At 72.4% G+C, this 22,201-nt stretch carries 14 protein-coding genes; 12 read left to right on the top strand and 2 right to left on the bottom strand.

Annotated features, from left to right (window positions below):
- Both ACWFQ8_RS23790 and hflX read left to right on the top strand, forming a co-directional pair.
- Complete coding sequence (locus ACWFQ8_RS23790) at positions 1-1,470, top strand: M1 family metallopeptidase (RefSeq protein ID WP_453788268.1); 1,470 nt, start codon at positions 1-3, stop codon at positions 1,468-1,470.
- Between the two features lie 185 nt (positions 1,471-1,655).
- Positions 1,656-3,161 carry a GTPase HflX gene (gene hflX, locus ACWFQ8_RS23795; RefSeq protein ID WP_453788269.1) on the top strand — a complete coding sequence of 502 codons (1,506 nt, stop codon included), beginning with the start codon at positions 1,656-1,658 and terminating at the stop codon, positions 3,159-3,161.
- 160 nt (positions 3,162-3,321) lie between these two features.
- Here the strand turns inward: hflX and ACWFQ8_RS23800 are convergent, their stop codons facing one another.
- Positions 3,322-4,494 carry a trypsin-like serine peptidase gene (locus ACWFQ8_RS23800; RefSeq protein ID WP_453788270.1) on the bottom strand — a complete coding sequence of 391 codons (1,173 nt, stop codon included), beginning with the start codon at positions 4,492-4,494 and terminating at the stop codon, positions 3,322-3,324.
- Positions 4,495-4,958: 464 nt separating this feature from the next.
- On the opposite strand from ACWFQ8_RS23800, the gene ACWFQ8_RS23805 reads away from it, so the two are divergent.
- The 5 genes from ACWFQ8_RS23805 (at position 4,959) to ACWFQ8_RS23825 (ending at position 14,561) form a co-directional block, all read left to right on the top strand.
- A complete protein-coding gene (locus tag ACWFQ8_RS23805; RefSeq protein WP_453788286.1) occupies positions 4,959-6,248 on the top strand; it encodes a diaminobutyrate--2-oxoglutarate transaminase family protein in 1,290 nt (429 codons plus the stop codon).
- A gap of 1,768 nt (positions 6,249-8,016) precedes the next feature.
- Positions 8,017-9,849 carry an IucA/IucC family protein gene (locus ACWFQ8_RS23810; RefSeq protein ID WP_453788271.1) on the top strand — a complete coding sequence of 611 codons (1,833 nt, stop codon included), beginning with the start codon at positions 8,017-8,019 and terminating at the stop codon, positions 9,847-9,849.
- Positions 9,850-9,880: 31 nt separating this feature from the next.
- On the top strand, positions 9,881-10,585 hold the full coding sequence (locus tag ACWFQ8_RS23815) for a GNAT family N-acetyltransferase (RefSeq protein WP_453788272.1): 705 nt from the start codon (positions 9,881-9,883) through the stop codon (positions 10,583-10,585).
- Positions 10,586-10,684: 99 nt separating this feature from the next.
- On the top strand, positions 10,685-12,538 hold the full coding sequence (locus ACWFQ8_RS23820) for an IucA/IucC family protein (RefSeq protein WP_453788273.1): 1,854 nt from the start codon (positions 10,685-10,687) through the stop codon (positions 12,536-12,538).
- A gap of 52 nt (positions 12,539-12,590) precedes the next feature.
- Positions 12,591-14,561, top strand: a complete 1,971-nt coding sequence (locus ACWFQ8_RS23825) for an ATP-dependent DNA helicase (RefSeq protein WP_453788274.1) — start codon at positions 12,591-12,593, stop codon at positions 14,559-14,561.
- 66 nt (positions 14,562-14,627) lie between these two features.
- Here the strand turns inward: ACWFQ8_RS23825 and lexA are convergent, their stop codons facing one another.
- Complete coding sequence (gene lexA / locus ACWFQ8_RS23830) at positions 14,628-15,419, bottom strand: transcriptional repressor LexA (RefSeq protein ID WP_453788275.1); 792 nt, start codon at positions 15,417-15,419, stop codon at positions 14,628-14,630.
- A gap of 466 nt (positions 15,420-15,885) precedes the next feature.
- Here lexA and nrdR point away from each other — a divergent pair, with 466 nt between their 5' ends.
- The 5 genes from nrdR to ACWFQ8_RS23855 all read left to right on the top strand — a co-directional run bounded on the left by nrdR (position 15,886) and on the right by ACWFQ8_RS23855 (position 21,955).
- Positions 15,886-16,398, top strand: coding sequence for a transcriptional regulator NrdR (gene nrdR / locus ACWFQ8_RS23835; protein WP_453788276.1), 513 nt, complete (start codon positions 15,886-15,888; stop codon positions 16,396-16,398).
- A 142-nt stretch (positions 16,399-16,540) separates the two neighbouring features.
- Positions 16,541-19,429: a vitamin B12-dependent ribonucleotide reductase gene (locus ACWFQ8_RS23840; protein WP_453788277.1), complete on the top strand. Its 2,889-nt coding sequence runs from the start codon at positions 16,541-16,543 to the stop codon at positions 19,427-19,429.
- Positions 19,430-19,694: 265 nt separating this feature from the next.
- Complete coding sequence (locus ACWFQ8_RS23845) at positions 19,695-20,300, top strand: YdbC family protein (RefSeq protein ID WP_384535621.1); 606 nt, start codon at positions 19,695-19,697, stop codon at positions 20,298-20,300.
- A 72-nt stretch (positions 20,301-20,372) separates the two neighbouring features.
- Entirely contained in the window at positions 20,373-21,032 is a 660-nt protein-coding gene (locus tag ACWFQ8_RS23850) for a histidine phosphatase family protein (protein ID WP_453788278.1), read from the top strand.
- An 11-nt stretch (positions 21,033-21,043) separates the two neighbouring features.
- Positions 21,044-21,955 (top strand): ADP-ribosylglycohydrolase family protein, encoded by a 912-nt coding sequence (locus tag ACWFQ8_RS23855; protein WP_453788279.1) that lies wholly within the window; start codon positions 21,044-21,046, stop codon positions 21,953-21,955.
- Positions 21,956-22,201 lie beyond the last annotated feature (246 nt).

The raw sequence follows: 22,201 nt of genomic DNA on the forward strand, positions 1-22,201 counted from the left end.
ATGCAGCTCACCTCCCCCCGCCTGCGCGCCGCCCTGCTCGCGGCGGCCTCCCTCACCCTCGTCGCCGCCGTGCTGCCCCCGCCGCAGCCCCTGGGCATCGGGGACCGGCTCTTCCCCGAGCTCGGGAACCCCGGCTACGACGTCCTCGCGTACGACCTCTCCTTCACGTACCAGGACAACCGGACCCCGCTCCAGGCCGTCACCGTCATCGACGCCCGTACCCTGCGCCCGCTGGAGCGGATCAACCTCGACTTCACCCACGGCACCGTGGCCTCCGCCGAGGTCAACGGCCGGCCGGCGCGGTTCGAGAGCGCGGGGGAGGACCTCGTCCTGACTCCCGAGCGCGCGGTGTCCGAAGGAGCCTCCCTGCGCATCACCGTCCGGCACACCAGTGACCCGCGCGGGCGCGGCGACGGCGGCTGGGTCCCCACCGAGGACGGCCTGGCCATGGCCAACCAGGCCGACGCCGCCCACCGCGTCTTCCCCTGCAACGACCACCCCGCCGACAAGGCGTACTTCACCTTCCGCATCACCGCCCCGGCCGGGCTCACGGCCGTCACCAACGGGGTGCCCGCCGCGCTGCCGGCCCGCCGCTCGGCCGCCGGGACCACCTGGACGTACCGGACCGTGCACCCGATGGCCACCGAACTGGCCCAGGTATCCATCGGCCGCTCCGCGGTGGTCCACGGCACCGGACCGCACGGCCTGCCGCTGCGCGACGTGGTGCCCGCGGCGGACCGGGAGCGGCTGGAACCGTGGCTGAGGAAGACCGCGGGGCACATCGCGTGGATGGAGGAGCGGGTCGGCCGCTACCCCTTCGAGAACTACGGGGTGCTGATCGCGCGGGCGACGACCGGGTTCGAGCTGGAGACGCAGACGCTCTCCCTCTTCGAGCACAGCCTCTTCTCGGGGGAGGGCTACCCCGAGTGGTACGTCGAGTCCGTGATGGTGCACGAGCTCGCCCACCAGTGGTTCGGCGACAGCGTCTCGCCCCGCACCTGGTCCGACCTGTGGCTCAACGAAGGACACGCCACCTGGTACGAGGCCCTCTACGCCGACGGGCTCGGCACGTACTCCCTGGAGCGGCGCATGCGCGAGGCGTACCAGCGCTCCGACCAGTGGCGCGCGGCGGGCGGACCCCCGGCCGCCCCGAAGGCCGCCGCGCCCGGCGAGAAGATCGGGCTGTTCCGGCCCGTGGTGTACGACGGGGCCGCCCTGGTCCTGTACGCGCTGCGTCAGGAGATCGGGGTCCGGGCCTTCGACCGGATCCAGCGGCGGTGGGTGGCGGAGCACCGCGACGGCGTCGCCGGCACCGACGACTTCGTCCGCCTGGCCTCCCAGGAGGCGGGCCGCGACCTCGGCGCCTTCCTGGAGCCCTGGCTCTACGGGAAGACGACCCCCTCGATGCCCGGGCACCCGGAGTGGAGCGGGCCGGCCGCCGTCCCCGCCCCCGCGAGGAAGGCCGGGTAGAGGCCGTCCGCAGGGAAAAGGGTGTGACTGGCCGGGAACGGGCATGTCACCATCGACGGGCGCGTTCGGGGAATCTCCCGGTGGTGTGACACGTTGGACGTGACAGTGTGCCGGGAGTACGTGCCGGCACGGGCGGCGCCCGGTCCCCGGCGCCGCCGCCCCATTCGAATCGATGTAAGGATCCAATGACCTCCTCTTCCTCCCCTTCCCAGGACGCGCGGGACGCACAGGACGTGCCGGACTCGCCGAGCTTCACCGAGAGCCTTCGGGCCGATGCCCTGATGGAAGAGGACGTCGCCTGGAGCCACCAGATCGACGGAGACCGGGACGGCGAGCAGTTCGAGCGCTCCGAGCGCGCGGCCCTGCGCCGCGTGGCCGGCCTCTCCACCGAGCTGGAAGACGTCACCGAGGTCGAGTACCGGCAGCTCCGCCTGGAGCGCGTCGTACTCGTCGGCGTCTGGACCTCCGGCACGGTGATCGACGCCGAGAACTCCCTCGCGGAGCTCGCCGCCCTCGCCGAGACGGCAGGTGCCCTCGTACTCGACGGCGTGATCCAGCGCCGGGACAAGCCGGACCCGGCCACCTTCATCGGTTCGGGCAAGGCGCGGGAACTGCGCGACATCGTCATGGAGAGCGGCGCCGACACGGTCGTCTGCGACGGCGAGCTCAGCCCCGGCCAGCTCATCGCCCTTGAGGACGTCGTCAAGGTGAAGGTGGTCGACCGGACCGCCCTGATCCTCGACATCTTCGCCCAGCACGCCAAGTCCCGAGAGGGCAAGGCCCAGGTCGCGCTCGCGCAGATGCAGTACATGCTGCCGCGACTGCGCGGCTGGGGTGCCTCGCTCTCCCGGCAGATGGGCGGCGGCGGCGGTGGCGGCATGGCCACCCGAGGCCCCGGTGAGACCAAGATCGAGACGGACCGGCGCCGGATCCGCGAGAAGATGGCGAAGATGCGCCGGGAGATCGCGGAGATGAAGACGGGCCGCGACATCAAGCGGCAGGAACGGCGCCGCAACAAGGTCCCCTCGGTCGCCATCGCCGGCTACACCAACGCCGGCAAGTCCTCGCTGCTCAACCGCCTCACGGGCGCGGGCGTCCTGGTGGAGAACGCACTGTTCGCCACCCTCGACCCGACCGTGCGCCGGGCCGAGACGCCGAGCGGCCGGGTCTACACCCTGGCCGACACCGTCGGCTTCGTCCGGCACCTGCCCCACCACCTCGTCGAGGCGTTCCGCTCCACGATGGAGGAGGTCGGCGACTCCGACCTCATCCTGCACATCGTGGACGGCTCGCACCCGGCGCCGGAGGAGCAGCTGGCGGCGGTGCGCGAGGTCATCCGCGAGGTCGGCGCGGTCAACGTGCCCGAGATCGTGGTCATCAACAAGGCGGACGCGGCGGACCCGCTCGTCCTGCAGCGGCTGCTGCGGATCGAGCGGCACTCCATCGCCGTCTCGGCGCGGACCGGCATGGGCATCGAGGAACTCCTCGCGCTCATCGACTCCGAGCTGCCGAGGCCCGAGGTCGAGGTGGAGGCCCTGGTGCCGTACACGCTCGGCTCGCTCATCGCCAAGGCGCACGCCGAGGGCGAGGTGATCTCCGAGGAGCACACCGCGGAGGGCACCCTGCTCAAGGCCCGGGTCCACCCGGAGCTGGCGGCGGACCTGGCTCCGTACGCGCTCGCGAAGCGGTAGTACGCGGATCGCGAAGAGGTAGTACGCCCGCGCGCCGCTCGCCCGCCCGGCAGGGCGCGGCGGCGGTGGACGCGGCACGACGGAGGGCCCCCGCGCGGTGCGGGGGCCCTCCGTCGTGCACGGGAACGCGGGCCGGAGCTGCCGCCCCCGCCCGACCCGGCTACTTGAACTTGCCGCTGACGGCGTCGAAGATGCCCTTCGCCTCCGGACCCAGCCGGGGTCCGGCCAGCCAGCCCGCCTTGGCCGGGCCGATCGAGGTGTTCGACACCAGCGCCGGCTTGCCGTCGGCACCCGCCGCGACCCAGCCACCGCCGGAGGAACCGCCGGTCATGGTGCAGCCGATGCGGTACATCACCGGGTCGGTCGCGCTGAGCGACAGCCGGCCCGGCTTGTCGGCGCACTGGTACGCCTTCTGCCCGTCGAACGGGGCTGCCGCCGGGTAGCCCGTCGCCGTGATCTTCGCGACCTTCGGGACGGCCGGGGCCTCGAACTCCACCGGAAGCGCCGAACCGACCGTCTCCTCAAGGGACTTGGTGCCACCCCTCTCGGGGGTCACGTGCAGCACCGCGAAGTCGTACGGGGCCCCAGCGCCGCCGGTGGGACCGCCCGTGGCGATCCACTGGTCGGAGGTCTGCGCCCAGTCGCTCCACCACACGCCGTACGGGGCCACCTGCTCGCGGGGCGCGCCCTTGAGCTGCGCCGAGGGCTTGCCGGCGTTGTTGTATGACGGGACGAACGCGATGTTGCGGTACCAACCGCCGGACTTGCCCGCGTGCACGCAGTGCCCGGCCGTCCACACCATGTTGGACTTGCCCGGGTGGGCGGGGTCCTTGATCACGGTCGCCGAGCAGACCATCGAGCCCTCGGGGCCGTCGAAGAAGACCTTGCCGGCCTCCGGAACACTGCCGTGGTACGGCGCGTTCACGGGCTTGGCGGCCACCGCCGCGGGGGCGGGGTCGCTGACGCCCTGGTCCTTGCCCGCGTCGGGGTCGACGACCGGGCGCTGCGGCTGCTCGGCGTCACGCATCCGGTCCGGGTCCCACAAGCCCTCGATGACCGGGTTGATGTAGTCGCCGGCCTCGCGGAGCCAGTCCTCCTTCTTCCAGTCCTTCCACGCACCGCCCCTCCACTTCTCCAGGTCGATGCCGTGTTCCTTGAGCTTGTCCTTGAGCTGGTCCGGGATCTTGATCCCGTCCACCCCGGACGGGAGGCTCGCCGCCACGGTCGGCTTGGCGTCGCCGCCGGCCTCCCCGTCGCCGGGGCCGCAGGCCGCTGCGGTCAGCGCGAGCGCGGCCGCGCACAGTATCGCGGTGACCGGTCGGTTCGGTCGCATGTCGTTCGTCCCCCTGGTGGATTCGAGGCGTGGAGTGCAGCTCCCCACTATGCCGCTGCCGCCGAGGACGACACAGGCCGGGGCGACGGTTCCTTGCTCTCGGCCCTTACCGCGCAAGGATCTTGGGGCCACCCGTGATCCGTCGCCGCCATCGTCGTTGGTACGTACGGGGGATGGGGGAGCAGCGTGCGTGTTCGACGTGCAGTCCGGAAGAACAGAGCAGAGCAGACTGAGGAGCGATCCGTGCGGGAGGTCCGACACTCGTGGCTTTGACCGAGCCGGCCGAGGCCGGTGCCGCTGCCGCTGCCCCTGTTGACTCCGGTGCCGGTGCCGGTGCCGGTGCCTATGGCGCTGCCGTTGCCGCGGAAGGCGCGGGCAGCGCGGATGCGACCGGGGTCCCGTCGCAGGTCCCGTCGCAGGCGGGCCGCGGGGGAGCGGGCGGGGCCGGCGCCCCGGGCGGCACCCTGCGTGACGGCATCCTGCGCCGCCAGGCACAACGGGAGTCCGCCGCGCGGACGTACGCGCGGTCCCTGCCCGTCGTGCCCGTGCGGGCGCGGGGATTGACCATCGAGGGCGCCGACGGGCGGCGCTACCTCGACTGCCTCTCCGGCGCCGGCACCCTCGCCCTCGGCCACAACCACCCGGTGGTGCTCGAAGCCATCAGGGGAGTGCTCGACTCCGGGGCCCCGCTGCACGTGCTCGACCTCGCGACCCCGGTCAAGGACGCCTTCACCACCGAATTGTTCGCGAACCTGCCGCCCGCGCTGGCCGCCGACGCCCGGATCCAGTTCTGCGGGCCCGCCGGCACGGACGCCGTGGAGGCCGCGCTCACACTGGTCCGCACCGCGACCGGGCGGGACGGGCTGCTCGCCTTCACCGGGGCGTACCACGGCATGACCGCCGGGGCCCTCGGCGCCTCGGGCGGCGCCCCGGACGTGCGCGTGACCCGGCTGCCGTACCCCAGGGACCACCGCTGCCCGTTCGGCGTCGGCGGCGCGGAGGGCGCCGAACTCGGCGCCCGGTGGACGGAGAACCTGCTGGACGACCCCAAGGGCGGGGTGCCCGCACCCGCCGGCATGATCGTCGAACCCGTGCAGGGGGAGGGCGGAGTCGTCCCCGCCCCGGACGCCTGGCTGCGTCGGATGCGGGGGATCACCGAGGCGCGGGGGATCCCGCTCATCGCCGACGAGGTGCAGACGGGGGTGGGCCGCACCGGGGCCTTCTGGGGAGTCGACCACGCCGGGGTGGTGCCCGACGTGATGGTCCTGTCCAAGGCCATCGGGGGCAGCCTGCCCCTCGCGGTGATCGTGTACCGGGCGGGGCTCGACGTCTGGGCCCCGGGGGCCCACGCCGGAACCTTCCGCGGCAACCAGCTGGCGATGGCGGCGGGTACCGCCACGCTCGCCTTCGTACGGGAGAACGGGCTGGCGGAGCGCGCGGCCGTACTGGGCGAGCGGATGCTGACCGCCCTGCGGGCCCTGGCCCGGGACCACCCGTGCATCGGCGACGTCCGCGGACGGGGCCTGATGATCGGCGTCGAGCTCGTCGCCCCCGACACCGGCGCCGCCGCACCGGGCCTCGCCGCGGCCGTCCGCCAGGAGTGCCTGGACCGGGGGCTCATCGTCGAACTCGGCGGTCGCCACTGCGCCGTGGTCCGCCTGCTGCCCCCGCTGACCCTGACCGACGAGCAGGCCCTCGCGGTACTCGACCGCCTGGCCGACGCCATCCCGGCCGCCGCCCGCCGGCTCCCCTGACCCGCATCCCCAAGGACCCGCGATGCCCGAGCCGCACCCCGCCCCCGCCACCCCGTATCCCACCCCCGCCCACGCACCGGCACCGGCACCGGCGCCGGCTCCGGCTCCCGCCCCCCTCCCACCCGTGCCCACCGGCGCGCCGGCGCCCGCGCCGCCGCCCCCCGCCGTCGCACGGCCGCCCGTTCCGCCGACGGCCCCGACCCCGGACCCGCTTCCACCGTCGTCCGCCGACGCGTCGGCGCCGGGTCCGCCCGCTCCAGCCGTTGCGTGTGGGCCGGCGCCGGCTCCCGTGTCACCCGGGCCCGCCCGTGCCGGGGCCCCGGGCCCGCTCCCACTCGCGCCCGACCACGGGTCGACGCCGGCGACACTGCTACCCACCCCCGCCGAGGTGTCGGCCCCAGCCCCAGGGGCGCCCGCCACCGCGTGGTCGGCCGTTTCCCCGCGGACCCCGGCCATGCCCGGCCCCTCCACCGCGCCGCCACCGCTTGCGCCTACGCCGGCCTGTACGTCGGCGCCGGCCCCGTCGGCACCCGCCACAACGTGGTCCGCCGTTCCCCCACCGATGCCGGGTCCGGGCGCGCCTTCCACCAGGCCCGCGCCGGTTCCATCCGCCGCTGCGTCGGCGCCGGTTCCGCCCACGCCCCCCACCGAGTCGGCGCCGGCGGGGCCCGCCGTAGCTCCGGGGGCGGCGGGACTCCCCGCCCCGGTTCCGTCTGCGACCTCCGCAGCCCCGGCTCCGTTCGCGCAGCCCACGGTGTCGATGGGGTCCACGTCCCCCGGCGGGTCGGCTTCGGCTCCTTCCGCCGTAGCTCCGGGGGCGGCGGGACTCCCCGCCCCGGTTCCGTCTGCGACCTCCGCAGCCCCGGCTCCGTTCGCGCAGCCCAGGGTGTCGATGGGGTCCACGTCCCCCGCCGAGTCGGCCTCGGCAGCCCCGGCTCCGTGTGCGACGCAGCCCACGGCGACGGCCCTGCCCATGTTCCCCACCGGGTCGGCCCCCTCCGCGTCGGTGCCTTCCGCGCCGCTCTCGCCGGGGCGCCCAACGGCGTCGGGTCCGTCCACGCTCCCCACCGGGTCGACGCTGCGGGTCGCCGGGTCGCCTTCGGCCGTACCGTCGGCTGAGGCATCCGCCTCCTCTGGGTCGGGCCGACCCGGGAAGGCGGCGCCGTCCACCTCCTCGGCGCAGGAGTGTCCCACCGCGCACCCCTCAGGGGCGGATCCGTCCGGGCCCCTCGCCCCGGGCGCGGTGGAGTCGCCAGTCGGCGCGTTCGCCACCCCCGTGGCGGCAACGGGTTCGGCCGGGCAGCCGCCCGTGTCCCCCACGGCGCGCCCGAAGGGTGCCTCCGGCTCGGACGCCGGTGGGCCGGTCCCGCTGCTCGGCCGATCACCGTCCGGGGTCCGGCCCACCCCGAGCCGGGAACTCGGGGCTTACCGGGAGACTCCGGCGGAACGGCCGACCGCATCCCCCTCCGCCGCGGCCGCCCGGCCCCTCGCGGCCCCGCACTCCGTAGTGACGCCGTCCACCCCGCCGAACCGACCCGGCGACGCCCCACGCGGAACCCGAAGCCACCTATCGGGGCCCGACGCGCAGCGACACGCGGATACGCCGACCACCACCCCCGCAGAAGAGCCGAGGCCAGGGTCCGGCTCGGCGACCGGCCGGCTCACCGCCCCACAACCCGGCCCGTCCTGGGCCGCCCCGGTCGGCCCGGCCGAGGAGCCCGTTCGGGACGACCCGGCGCCGGCCGCACCGCAACGCACGCCCGAGCCCATGGTGGCGGCCCGCCCCGGCACGGCCACCGTCCCGCGCCAGAACGACGGCACCCCCGGCCCGCGGACCGCCCGACAGACCACGGTGGGGTCACCGGCCGATCCCCTCGACCACCCCGACCCGGCTGCCGCCGCCGAGGCCGCCGCTGTGGAGAACCTGCTCCGGTGCTGGGTCCGCGAAGCCGGACTCGGCCGTCCCCAAGGCCCCGCCGGGACCCCCCTGCGCATCCCCCTCCCCGCCTCCGGCACCGCACTGACCGCCCCCGTCCGGCACTGGTCACCGTCCGGCTGGCACCGCTTCGGCCCGGCGCGACTCGAAGGCGTCCCCGCCGACGCCCCCGCCCTGGACGCCGTCACCCTCGCCGCGCTCATCGCCCGCGAGGGCACCGGTGGTGTCGGCGCCGCCACGGACCTCGTCGGCCGGGTCGCCGACTCGGTGCGCCGCACCGCCGAGTTCATCGCCGACCGCCGGCAACGCCCCGCCGCCCCGGCCCCGATCGGGAAGGACCGCTTCCTCACCGCCGAGCAGTCCCTCCTCCTCGGGCATCCCCTCCAGCCGGACCCGAAGAGCCGCGAAGGGCTCTCCGAGGCCGACGTGCGCCGCTACTCACCCGAACTGCACGGCTCCTTTCCCCTCCACTGGTTCGCCGTCGCCCCTTCCGTCCTCGCCACCGATTCCGCCTGGACCGAGCGCGGACGGCCCGTCTCCGCCGCCCGGCTCCTCTGCCGCCTCGCCCCCGGCATTCCGCTCCCCGCCGGTGCCACCCCCCTTCCCCTCCACCCCTGGCAGGCTCACGACCTGCTCCGACGCCCCGCCGTCACCGCCCTCATCGACGCCGGCCTGCTGTACGACCTGGGCCCGTACGGCGACCCGTGGTATCCGACCTCCTCCGTCCGTACCGTCCTGCGCCCCGGCGCGCCCACGATGCTCAAGCTGTCCCTCGGCCTGCGCATCACCAACTCCCGCCGCGAGAACCTCCGCAAGGAACTCCACCGCGGAGTCGAGGTGCACCGCCTCCTGCGCACCGGCCTCGCCGAGCAGTGGCAGGCGGACCACCCCGGCTTCGACATCGTGCGCGACCCCGCCTGGGTCGCCGTGGACGCCCCGGACGGCGCCCCCGTGCCCGGACTCGACGCCCTGCTCCGCCACAACCCCTTCCGTCCGGGCGACGACGCCGTGTGCATCGCCGCGCTCACCTCCCCCCGCCCATGGCCCGGCCGCGATGCCATGAGCTCCCGGCTCGCCGAGGCCGTCACCACGCTCGCGGCCGCGACCGGGCGCACCAGGGCCGCCGTCGCCGCCGAGTGGTTCCTGCGCTACCTCGACCACGTCGTACGGCCCGTGCTCGCCTTCGACGCGCTCGCCGGCATCGCCCTCGAAGCGCACCAGCAGAACACCCTGGTGCTCCTCGACCCCGCCGGCTGGCCCGTCGGCGGCCGCTTCCGCGACAACCAGGGCTACTACTTCCGCGAGTCCCACCGCGCGGAACTGGAGCACCGGCTTCCCGGCATCGGCAACGCCAGCGACACCTTCGTCTCCGACGCCGTCACCGACGAACGCTTCGCCTACTACCTGGGCATCAACAACGTGCTCGGCCTCATCGGGGCCTTCGGATCACAGCAGCTCGCCGACGAACGCGTCCTGCTCGCCGCCTTCCGCCGCTTCCTCGGCAAGGCCGCAGGCCTCGGCCCGCTCCCCGCCCAGCTGCTCGACTCGCCCACCCTCCGCTGCAAGGCGAACCTGCTCACCCGCCTGAGCGGTCTCGACGAGCTCGTCGGCCCCGTCGACAGCCAGTCGGTCTACGTCACCATCAGCAACCCCCTTCACGATTGACGCGCCCGCAGCGACACGGAGAACAGCCCCGATGCCCTCCACCGAGCTCACGACCGCTCACCCCACCGCCGTCTCCGCCGGCACGGCCGACCCCCTGGAACACCGCGCCGCCCGCAGCGTCGCACCCCGCCTCAGCGCGGAGTTGCTGCCGCTCCTCGCCGAGGCCGACCTGCTGGATTCCCCGGCCACTTGGGGCCACGTCACCACGCCCGCGGGGCAGTTCCGCCTCGAACCCGTACGCCCCGGCCGTGACCTGGAGCTCCTCACCGGCTGGATGAACGACCCCGACGTCGCCGCCTACTGGGAACTCTCCGGCCCCGCCGCCGTCACCCACGCCCACCTACGGGCGCAGCTCGACGGAGACGGCAGCAGCATCCCCTGCCTCGGCATCCTCGACGGCGCCCCGATGAGCTACTGGGAGATCTACCGGGCCGACCTCGACCCGCTCTCCCGCCACTACGCGGCGCGCCCCCACGACACGGGTATCCACCTGCTCATCGGAGACGGCACGAACCGCGGCCGGGGTCTGGGCACCGCACTGCTCCGCGCGGTCGCCGACCTGGTGCTCGACAACCGCCCTCGCTGCACACGCGTGATCGCCGAACCGGACATCCGCAACACCCCCTCCGTATCAGCCTTCCTGCACTCCGGATTCCGCTGCTACGCGAAAATCGACCTTCCCGAGAAACGAGCCGCCCTGATGATCCGGGAGCGGGTGCTGCGCAATCTCCTCTGAGTGCCGCCCCGCGCGCCCCGACCGAAATCGCCGGTACCACGCCTCTCCCTTCGATAACTCTGCGTGACGAAGCGAAGTTCCCGATCTCCGAGGAGTCCCGTGACGAATTCCCCCGCCCCCGACTTCGCCGAGCCGCCGGTCCCCGCGTCACCCCGACATCCCCGCACGCCGCCCGAAATCAACGTCACGACCTGGGAATTGGCCGCACGCCGCTTCCTCGCGAAGATGCTCTCCGAATTCGCCTACGAGGAGATCATCAGCCCCGTCCGCGCCCCGTCCGCCGCCGGCGACGCCTGGACCCTGACCCTCGACGACGGCAGCAGCCTCGGCTTCCGGGCCCGCCGCCGCACGTACGACAGCTGGCAGGTCGTCCCGGACACGATCACCCTCACCCCGGCGCCGCCCTCCTCGGATCCCCCGGCCGCCTTCGGGGATCCGTACGCCTTCCTCATCCGGGCCCGCACGCTCCTCGGCCTCGACGGCGCCACCCTCGGCCACCTCGTCCGCGAGCTCAGCGCCACCCTCGCCGCCGACGCCCGCATCGACCACACCGCGCTCACCGCCGACGTCCTCGCCGACCTTGACTACGCCGCCCTCGAAGGACACCAGACCGGCCACCCCTGGCTCGTCCTCAACAAGGGCCGCATCGGACTCTCCGCCTCCGACACCGCCGCCTGGACCCCCGAGGCCCGTACGCCACAGCGCCTGCCCTGGCTCGCCGCCCACACCTCGCTCGCGGACTACCGGGGTACCGCCGGCCTGGAGGAACCCGCCCGGCTCTACGCCGCCGAGCTCGACCCCGTCACCCGCGCCGCCTTCGACCGGGCCCTGCGCGACCGGGGCCTCGACCCGCTGCGCTACCTCTACCTCCCCGTGCACCCCTGGCAGTGGGACGAGGTCGTCCTCCCCCTCTTCGCCCCCGCCCTCGCCTCCGGTGACCTGGTGCCGCTCCCCGCCGATCCCGACGTGCGCCTGCCCCAGCAGTCGATCCGTACCTTCCTCAATCTCACCCGCCCCGACCGGCACAGCGTCAAACTCCCGCTCTCCGTCTTCAACACCATGGTCTGGCGCGGCCTGCCCTCGGACCTCGCCACCGCCGCCCCCGCCGTCACCGCCTGGATCCACTCCCTCCGCGACGCCGACCCCTTCCTCCGTGACGAATGCGGGGTCGTCCTGCTCGGGGAGGTCGCCTCCGTCACCGTCCGCCACCCCGTCTACACGCAGCTCCCCGAGGTGCCGTACCAGTACAAGGAGCTCCTCGGCGCGATCTGGCGCGAGCCTCTGACCGGCCGCCTCGCGCCCGGCGAGCGGGCCCGTACGCTCGCCTCCCTCCTTCACACCGACCCGCGCGGCCGGTCCTTCACCGAAGAGCTCGTCGCCCGTTCCGGCCTGGCCCCCACCGTCTGGTTGCGGCGCCTCTTCACCGCCCTTCTGCCGCCCCTGCTGCACTTCCTCTACCGCTACGGCACCGTCTTCTCCCCGCACGGCGAGAACGCGATCGTGATCTTCGACGAGCACGACGTCCCGGTGCGGCTCGCGGTCAAGGACTTCGTGGACGACGTGAACATCAGCGACGAACCGCTGCCCGAGCTCGCCTCCCTGCCGGACGAGGTCCGGGCGGTCCTCCTCACCGAGCCCGCCGACTTCCTGCCCCAGTTCATCCACTCCGGGCTGTTCGTCGGAGTCTTCCGCTACCTCTCGGCCCTCTGCGAGGACCGCCTGGGTGTCCCGGAGGCCGAGTTCTGGTCACTCGTCCGGGCCGAGATCCTGCGCCACCAGGCCCGTTTCCCCGAGCTCAAGGACCGGTACGAGCTCTTCGACCTGCTCGGCGAACGGATCGGACGGCTCTGCCTGAACCGGAACCGTCTCTACGAGGACGGCTACCGCGACCGACCCGACCGTCCGCACGCCGTCCAGCACGGCACCGTGCCCAACCCCCTGTACCGGCCGTGATTCCTCACCGGTGCGGTCACTGTCGGTGCGGACCCGTAGGGTTGGCAGTGCTATGACGAAGCCCTCCCTCCCCGATCTGCTGCACGCCGCCGTCTCCGCCGTCGGCGGCACGGAGCGCCCCGGCCAGGTGGCCATGGCCGAAGCCGTCGCCGAAGCGATCGACGACAATTCCCACCGGCTCATCCAGGCCGGTACCGGCACCGGGAAGTCCCTCGGCTACCTGGTGCCGGCCCTCGCGCACGGCGAGCGCGTCGTCGTGGCCACCGCGACCCTCGCCCTCCAGCGGCAGCTCGTCGAGCGCGACCTGCCCAGGACGGTGGAGGCGCTGCATCCGCAGCTGCGCCGCCGGCCGCAGTTCGCCATGCTCAAGGGCCGGTCGAACTACCTGTGCCTGCACCGCCTGCACGAAGGCGCGCCGCAGGACGAGGAGGAGGGCCTCTTCGACCAGTTCGAGGCGGCCGCCCCGACGAGCAAGCTGGGCCAGGACCTGCTGCGCCTGCGCGACTGGGCCGACGAGACGGAGACCGGCGACCGCGACGACCTGACTCCGGGCGTCTCGGACAAGGCCTGGTCGCAGATCTCCGTGTCCTCCCGCGAATGCCTGGGCGCCACGAAGTGCGCCTACGGCGCCGAGTGCTTCGCCGAGGCGGCCCGTGAGCGGGCCAAGCTCGCAGACGTGGTCGTCACCAACCACGCGCTGCTCGCCATCGACGCCATCGAGGGCGCCCCCGTCCTCCCGCAGCACGAGGTGCTGATCGTGGACGAGGCCCACGAGCTGGTGTCCCGGGTCACCGGCGTCGCGACCGGCGAGCTCACCCCCGGGCAGGTCAACCGCGCGCTGAAGCGCGCCGCGAAGCTGGTCGACGAGAAGACCGCCGACTCCTTCCAGACCGCTTCCGAGTCCTTCGAGCGGGTCATGGAGCTGGCGCTCCCGGGCCGGTTGGAGACGGTCCCCGAGGACCTGGGCTACGCACTGATGTCCCTGCGCGACGCCGCGCGCAATGTGATCTCGGCGATCGGGGCCACCCGCGACAAGTCCGTCCACGACGAGGACGCCGTCCGCAAGCAGGCCCTGGCCGCTGTCGAGAGCGTCCACGCGGTGGCCGAGCGGATCAGCAACGGCTCCGAGTACGACGTGGTCTGGTACGAGCGGCACGATCGCTTCGGTGCCACCTTGCGGGTCGCCCCGCTGTCCGTGTCGGGCCTGCTGCGGGAGAAGCTGTTCGAGGACCGCTCGGTGGTCCTGACCTCGGCCACGCTCAAGCTCGGCGGTGACTTCAACGGGGTCGCCGCCTCCCTGGGCCTGTCCGCGGAGGGGGTGGAGGGGGACGACGTGCCGGTCTGGAGGGGCCTGGACGTCGGCTCGCCGTTCGACTACCCCAAGCAGGGCATCCTCTACGTCGCCAAGCACCTGGCCACGCCCGGCCGGGAGGGCACCCGCGGCGACATGATGGACGAGCTCGCGGAGCTGATCGAGGCGGCCGGCGGCCGGACCCTCGGTCTGTTCTCCTCCATGCGCGGAGCGAAGGCCGCCGCGGAGGAGCTGCGGGGCCGGCTCGACAATCCGATCCTGCTCCAGGGCGAGGAGACGCTCGGGGAGCTGATCAAGACGTTCGCGGCCGACCCCCGGACCTGCCTGTTCGGGACGCTGTCGCTCTGGCAGGGCGTGGATGTGCCCGGTGCCAGCTGCCAGCTGGTGGTCATGGACCGGATTCCGTTCCCCCGGCCCGACGACCCGCTGATGAGCGCGCGCCAGAAGTCGGTCGAGGAGCACGGCGGCAACGGCTTCATGGCCGTCGCGGCCACGCACGCCGCCCTCCTGATGGCCCAGGGCGCGGGCCGTCTCGTACGGGCCACCGGAGACCGGGGTGTCGTCGCCGTGCTGGACCCCCGGCTGGCCACGGCCCGGTACGGGAGCTTCCTGCGGGCCACGCTTCCGGACTTCTGGTACACCACCGACCGCAACCAGGCGCGGCGCTCCCTGGCGGCCATCGACGCCGCCGCCAAGGCGGACGGCACGTAGCCCTCGGGGGCGCAAAGCAGCCCCGGGACCGGCGCAGTGGATCCCGGGGCTGGACGGTGGCGTCGGTCAGACCCGACGCAGGACCGCGACGACCTTGCCGAGGATGGTCGCCTCGTCGCCGGGAATCGGCTGGTAGGCGGAGTTGTGCGGGAGGAGCCAGACATGGCCGTCCTCGCGCTTGAAGCGCTTGACGGTGGCCTCGCCGTCCAGCATCGCGGCGACGATGTCGCCGTTCTCGGCGACGGGCTGACGACGGACCGTGACCCAGTCGCCGTCGCAGATGGCGGCCTCGATCATCGAGTCGCCGACGACCTTGAGGACGAAGAGCTCGCCGTCACCGACGAGCTGGCGGGGGAGTGGGAACACGTCCTCGACCGACTCCTCGGCCAGGATGGGGCCACCGGCCGCGATCCGGCCGACCAGGGGCACGTAGGAGGCGGCGGGCTTGCCCGCGGTGTCCGTCGGCTGCGAGCTGGGCTGGTCGGAACCGCGCACCTCGTACGCCCGGGGGCGGTGCGGGTCGCGGCGGAGAAAGCCCTTGCGCTCCAGGGCCATCAGCTGGTGCGCCACCGACGACGTGCTGGACAGGCCGACCGCCTGGCCGATCTCCCGCATCGACGGCGGGTACCCCCGCCGCTGCACCGAGTCGCGGATGACCTCGATGACCCTCCGCTGCCGGTCCGTGAGCCCCGAGCTGTCGGCGCGGATGCCTGGAGGTCGACCTGGCAGCGAGCGTGCGGGGCGTACGGGCTCCGCCTCCGGGTTCAGGTTTGCTTCATTCATGGCATGCACCGGCTCAAGTCGGCTCTGGGAGCGGTTCTGGGCAGTGATGGTGGCACTGTCTGCGGTGGTGGTCACGTCGGCCCCTCTCGAAATGTTCTCCCTAGCTGGACAACGGTAGTTGCTTTCGAAAGGTTGCGCCAAACACACGTTCGAGTGAAAAATTGCAGATCGTCCCGCGCGGGTATTTCGAGAGGTGTATAGACGATCGGTTTACCGAACGCGGGTTCGGCCCGGCATTCGCTGCTTACGGTACCCTTCCCGGTCGGAACGCCCCTGTCCGGGTCGCCCCAGTGTGGCACCGGAGGGCCCCGCCCCCGTCGGTCGGGCGTCGCGACACGCGGGGCGAGTAAATCCGCCACAACCCAAGATCTAGTGGTTGGATGAGCGTCGCCGCCCAGAAGTTGTGGTCCTCGGTCCGTCGAGGCCCCCGGCATCGCATATGCTGGTGGCTGCTTCACGAGCCCCCGACAGAGCCTGTCCCTGTCGTTCCGGGGCCTCGGTGAGGTGATTCAGTCGTGCCAAGAAGGAGGGTGAGGGAACCATGCACTGCCCCTTCTGCAGGCACCCCGACAGCCGCGTCGTCGACAGCCGCACCACGGACGACGGCACGTCGATCCGCCGGCGCCGTCAGTGCCCCGACTGCTCCCGTCGTTTCACGACGGTGGAGACGGCCTCGCTGATGGTGATCAAGCGCAGCGGGGTGACCGAGCCCTTCAGTCGTACCAAGGTCATCTCCGGCGTGCGCAAGGCGTGCCAGGGGCGGCCGGTCACCGAGGACGCCCTCGCCAAGCTCGGCCAGCGGGTCGAGGAGGCGGTGCGCGCCACCGGAAGCGCCGAGCTGACCACCCACGACGTGGGTCTGGCCATACTCGGCCCGTTGCAGGAGCTCGACCTGGTCGCGTACCTGCGGTTCGCGTCCGTTTACAAAGCGTTCGACACCCTTGAAGACTTCGAGACCGCCATCGTGGAACTGCGCGAGCAGCGGCCTCACCCCGACGAGTGCGGACCCGGTGGGGCCGGTTCGGTCCCCGTGCCCGCCTCCGCCGCCGACTGACCGGACGGCCCGTGTCGTGGTGCTCGCGCACCGCTGCGCGGCCGGTCTGACCGGCGAAGAGACGTAGATACAGATACACAGCACCGTGCCGCGGAATATCGCTGGCACTTCAGGGCGTTTTTGCCCGCATATGGGAGGCGGCATGACAGAGACGGCGAGCAGCTCGGCACGTGGTTCCCGCGCCAAGGGGACCAAGGCCGCCAAGGGCGGCCTGCGTATCGAGCGCATCCACACCACCCCCGGCGTGCACCCTTACGACGAGGTGAGCTGGGAGCGCCGTGACGTCGTCATGACCAACTGGCGCGACGGCTCGGTCAACTTCGAGCAGCGTGGCGTCGAGTTCCCCGACTTCTGGTCGGTGAACGCGGTCAACATCGTCACCAGCAAGTACTTCCGGGGCGCGGTCGGCACCCCGCAGCGCGAGACCGGTCTGAAGCAGCTGATCGACCGGATCGTGAAGACGTACACGAAGGCCGGCGAGGACTTCGACTACTTCTCGTCGCCCGCCGACGCGGAGATCTTCGAGCACGAGCTGACGTACGCCCTCCTGCACCAGATCTTCAGCTTCAACTCCCCGGTGTGGTTCAACGTCGGCACGCCCCAGCCGCAGCAGGTCTCCGCCTGCTTCATCCTGTCCGTCGACGACTCCATGGAGTCGATCCTCGACTGGTACAAGGAAGAGGGCATGATCTTCAAGGGCGGCTCCGGCGCCGGCCTGAACCTCTCCCGCATCCGCTCCTCCAAGGAGCTCCTCTCCTCCGGCGGCAACGCCTCAGGTCCGGTCTCCTTCATGCGCGGCGCCGACGCGTCCGCGGGGACGATCAAGTCGGGCGGCGCCACCCGCCGCGCGGCCAAGATGGTCGTCCTGGACGTGGACCACCCGGACGTCGAGGCCTTCATCGAGACCAAGGTGAAGGAGGAGGAGAAGATCCGCGCCCTGCGCGACGCGGGCTTCGACATGGACCTGGGCGGCGACGACATCACGTCCGTCCAGTACCAGAACGCCAACAACTCCGTCCGCGTGAACGACGAGTTCATGACGGCCGTCGAGAACGGCACGAAGTTCGGCCTGCGCGCCCGCATGAGCGGCGAGGTCATCGAAGAGGTCGACGCCAAGGCGCTCTTCCGCAAGCTGGCCGAGGCCGCGTGGGCCTGCGCCGACCCGGGCATCCAGTACGACGGTGTGATCAACAACTGGCACACCTGCCCCGAGTCCGGCCGCATCACCGCGTCCAACCCCTGCAGCGAGTACATGCACCTGGACAACACGTCCTGCAACCTCGCCTCGCTGAACCTGATGAAGTTCCTCAACGACGACGGCAAGGGCGACCAGTCCTTCGACGCCGAGCGCTTCGCCAAGGTCGTCGAGCTCGTCATCACCGCGATGGACATCTCCATCTGCTTCGCGGACTTCCCGACGCAGAAGATCGGCGAGAACACCCGCGCCTTCCGCCAGCTGGGCATCGGCTACGCCAACCTCGGCGCCCTGCTGATGGCCACCGGCCACGCGTACGACTCGGACGGCGGCCGTACCCTCGCCGCGTCGATCACCTCGCTGATGACCGGTACCGCGTACAAGCGCTCCGCCGAGCTGGCCGCGATCGTCGGCCCGTACGACGGCTACGCCCGCAACGCCGAGTCGCACCAGCGCGTCATGAAGCAGCACGCCGACGCCAACGCCGTCGCGCCGCGCACCGAGGACCTGGACAGCACGATCTGGGCCGCGGCCACCGAGGCCTGGCAGGACGTCCTGCGCCTCGGCGAGAAGAACGGCTTCCGCAACTCCCAGGCGTCGGTCCTCGCGCCGACCGGCACCATCGGTCTCGCGATGTCCTGCGACACCACCGGTGTCGAGCCGGACCTGGCCCTGGTCAAGTTCAAGAAGCTCGTCGGCGGCGGCTCGATGCAGATCGTCAACGGCACCGTCCCGCAGGCCCTGCGCCGCCTGGGTTACCAGGAGGAGCAGATCGAGGCCATCGTCACCCACATCGCCGAGCACGGCGTGGTCGTCGACGCCCCGAGCCTGAAGACCGAGCACTACTCGGTGTTCGACTGCGCCATGGGCGAGCGCTCCATCTCCGCGATGGGCCACGTCCGCATGATGGCCGCGATCCAGCCCTGGATCTCCGGCGCGATCTCGAAGACGGTCAACATGCCGGAGACGGCGACCGTCGAGGAGATCGAGGAGATCTACTTCGAGGCGTGGAAGATGGGCGTCAAGGCGCTCGCGATCTACCGCGACAACTGCAAGGTCGGCCAGCCCCTCTCCGCGAAGAAGAAGGAAGAGGAGAAGGCCGAGGTCACCGAAAAGGCCGAGGAGACCATCCGCGCGGCGGTCGAGAAGGTCATCGAGTACCGCCCGGTCCGCAAGCGCCTCCCGAAGGGCCGTCCGGGGATCACCACCTCCTTCACGGTCGGTGGCGCCGAGGGCTACATGACCGCGAACTCCTACCCGGACGACGGCCTGGGCGAGGTCTTCCTGAAGATGTCGAAGCAGGGCTCGACCCTCGCCGGCATGATGGACGCCTTCTCGATCGCCGTCTCGGTCGGTCTGCAGTACGGCGTCCCGCTGGAGACGTACGTCTCGAAGTTCACGAACATGCGCTTCGAGCCGGCCGGTATGACGGACGACCCGGACGTGCGGATGGCGCAGTCGATCGTCGACTACATCTTCCGCCGCGTGGCGCTCGACTTCCTGCCCTTCGAGACCCGCTCGGCCCTCGGCATCCACTCCGCCGAGGAGCGCCAGCGCCACCTCGACACCGGCTCCTACGAGCCCGTCGAGGAGGAGCTGGACACCGAGTCCCTGGCGCAGTCGGCCCCGCTGGCCGCGGTGCCGACCGCCCCCAAGCCGGTCGCGGTCGCTCCGGTTCCGGCGCCGAAGACGGCGCACAGCAGCGCCGAACTGGTCGAGATGCAGCTCGGTGTCTCCGCGGACGCCCCGCTCTGCTTCTCCTGCGGTACGAAGATGCAGCGCGCCGGCTCCTGCTACATCTGCGAGGGCTGCGGCTCCACCAGCGGCTGCAGCTGACACGGGCGCGGCGATCGCGCGGGACGCGTGGTCCGACGCGGTGATCCGCACGGGTAGCTGACGCACGAAGGGGACCGGCCGAGGGCCGGTCCCCTTCGTCGTGCCGGAACGGGGCGGCGGACGAACGCGGCCGGGTGATCGACTCGCTCGATCCGGTCGACCAGGATTCCGGGCTTCGCCCGCCGGTGCGGGAAGCGGCACAACTGGTGGGGATGTACCTCGCCGAGGACTGACCCGGGCCGCGCCGGGACCGTACGATGGCGCCGTGCTGGTCAAGTGGATTCGCTGCACGGTGACGGACCGACGCGGGTTCGAGCGCGGGCAGCGCAAATGGGCGGGGCTGCCCGGCGAGCCGGGATTCCGGGGGCAGGGCGGCGGCTGGAGCCGGGGCCGGCAGGGGGTCGCGCACGTCTTCACCTTCTGGGAGAGCCGTTCCTTCTACGACTCCTTCATGGCCCGCGCGCACGACCGGCTGGCCGCCGCGCAGAACGGCACGTACACCGATCTGCGGGCCACCCTCTTCGACCACCGCTTCGACGTGAAGACGGGCTTCGAACCGCGATTCACCGACGCCGACGTGGTGCGGGTCGCGCACACCCGGGTCAGGGAAGGGCGCGTGGACCACTTCGCCCTCATGCAGGAGAAGGTGTGGAATCCGGCCATGGCGGGCTCACCCGGCATGGTCCGCGGCCTCTTCGGGGAGGCCCCCGGCCGGGAGTTCCTGGTGCTGTCGATGTGGCGCGCGGCCGCCGAGCACGGCAAGTACCGGCAGGAGCGCGTCGAGCGGCTATCCCTGCGGGCCCAGATCCAGGCCGACGTGGAGGCCCTGACCGGCGACGTCGTCGACCTCGAACCGTCCTGGACGGTGTGACCGTACGATGATCGGCGGGCAGATCGGCGTGCCCGGTCGGCACGCTCGCCGATGGCCGAATAGGGTCGTGGGATGGTTCGACCACGGCGCATCGTCCTTGTCCGGCACGGGGAATCGGAAGGAAACGCCGACGACACGGTGTACGAGCGGGAACCCGATCACGCCCTGCGGCTGACCCGGAACGGCCGCGAGCAGGCCGCTGCGGCCGGCGTCCGGCTGCGCGAGCTCTTCGGGAACGAGACCATCAGCGCGTACGTCTCCCCGTACCGCCGGACCCTGCAGACCTTCAAGGAGCTGGGGCTGGACCCGACACGGGTGCGGATGCGCGAGGAGCCGAGACTGCGCGAGCAGGACTGGGGCAACTGGCAGGACCGGAACGACGTACGGCTCCAGAAGGCCTACCGGGACGCGTACGGCCACTTCTTCTACCGGTTCGCGCAGGGCGAGTCCGGGGCCGACGTGTACGACCGGGTCGGGTCCTTCCTGGAAAGCCTCTACCGCAGCTTCGAGGCCCCGGACCACCCGCAGAACGTCCTGCTCGTGACGCACGGACTCACGATGCGGCTGTTCTGCATGCGCTGGTTCCACTGGTCGGTGGCCGAGTTCGAGGCCCTCTCCAACCCGGGCAACGGCGAATTCCGGACCTTGTTGCTGGGCCCGGACGGCCGGTACCGGATGGACCGCCCCTTTGAACGGTGGACCACGCCCGAGCCCTACGACCTGGACGGCTAGAGTGACGCGCGATGACCTCTGACTCCTCCTCCGAAAGGCGCTACGCACGCGCCATGTCCAGCCTCCGAGGGCTGGCTCTGGGTGACGCCCTGGGCTCCCAGTACTTCGTCCCCGTGAACTACCCGCTGCTCAAGCGGCGCGAGCTACCGGCCGCCGAGACCTGGCAGTGGACCGACGACACCGAGATGGCCTGCTCGGTGGTGGCCGTGCTCGCCGAGCACGGCCGGATCGACCAGGACGCGCTCGCGAGCTCCTTCGCCCACCACCACGACTTCGACCGGGGCTACGGGCCCGCCGTGAACCGGATGCTGCGACTGGTCCGGGAGGGCGAGGACTGGCGCACCCTGGCCGCCGAGCTGTTCAACGGGCAGGGCTCGTGGGGCAACGGCGCCGCCATGCGCATCGCGCCGCTGGGTGCCTGGTACGCCGACGACCCGGAGCAGGCCACGCACCAGGCGGAGATCTCCGCCTACACCACCCACCAGCACCGCGAGGCGGTGTGCGGCGCGATGGCCGTCGCCGCGGCGGCCGCGCTGGCGGCGGCTCCGGGCGGCCCGCCGAAGGCCGCGGACCTGCTGGACGGCGTGATCGCGCTGGTGCCGCGCAGCGCGGTGGGCGCCGGGCTGCGGCGGGCTCGGGACATGCTGGACTATGGCGACGCCACCACGGTCGCCGCCGTCCTGGGCTGCGGGCGCCGTACCAGCGCCCATGACACGGTGCCGTTCGCGCTGTGGTCGGCCGCGCGGGCGCTGGACGACTACGAGCGGGCGTTCTGGACCACCGCGCAGGTGGGCGGCGACGTGGACACGACCTGCGCGATCGTCGGCGGGGTCCTGGGGGCGCGCGGGGAAGCGGTGCTTCCGGCCGCGTGGATCGCGCGTACCGAGGACCTGCCGGGCTGGCTGCCGGAGTCGGCGGGCTAGCTCCGGGTGGGGCGGAACCTCCCGGTGCGCCTGTGTCACGGTCCTGACACAGGGATCGTCGCACCCGGCTGACACCGTACGTCGGCGGCCTACTCTGTCCGCTTCGCAGCCCCCACCGGAACGCCGGGGGCTGCCGACAGGGGAGGGGGGCCAGATGGCGCAGAACGACGGCAGGGCGGACGGGGCGGACGGGGCGGCCGAGGCCGCGGCGGCCGGCAGGGGCGCGGCCGCCGGAAGGGCCGGCCC

This window comes from Streptomyces sp. NPDC055254 (genome assembly GCF_053606025.1).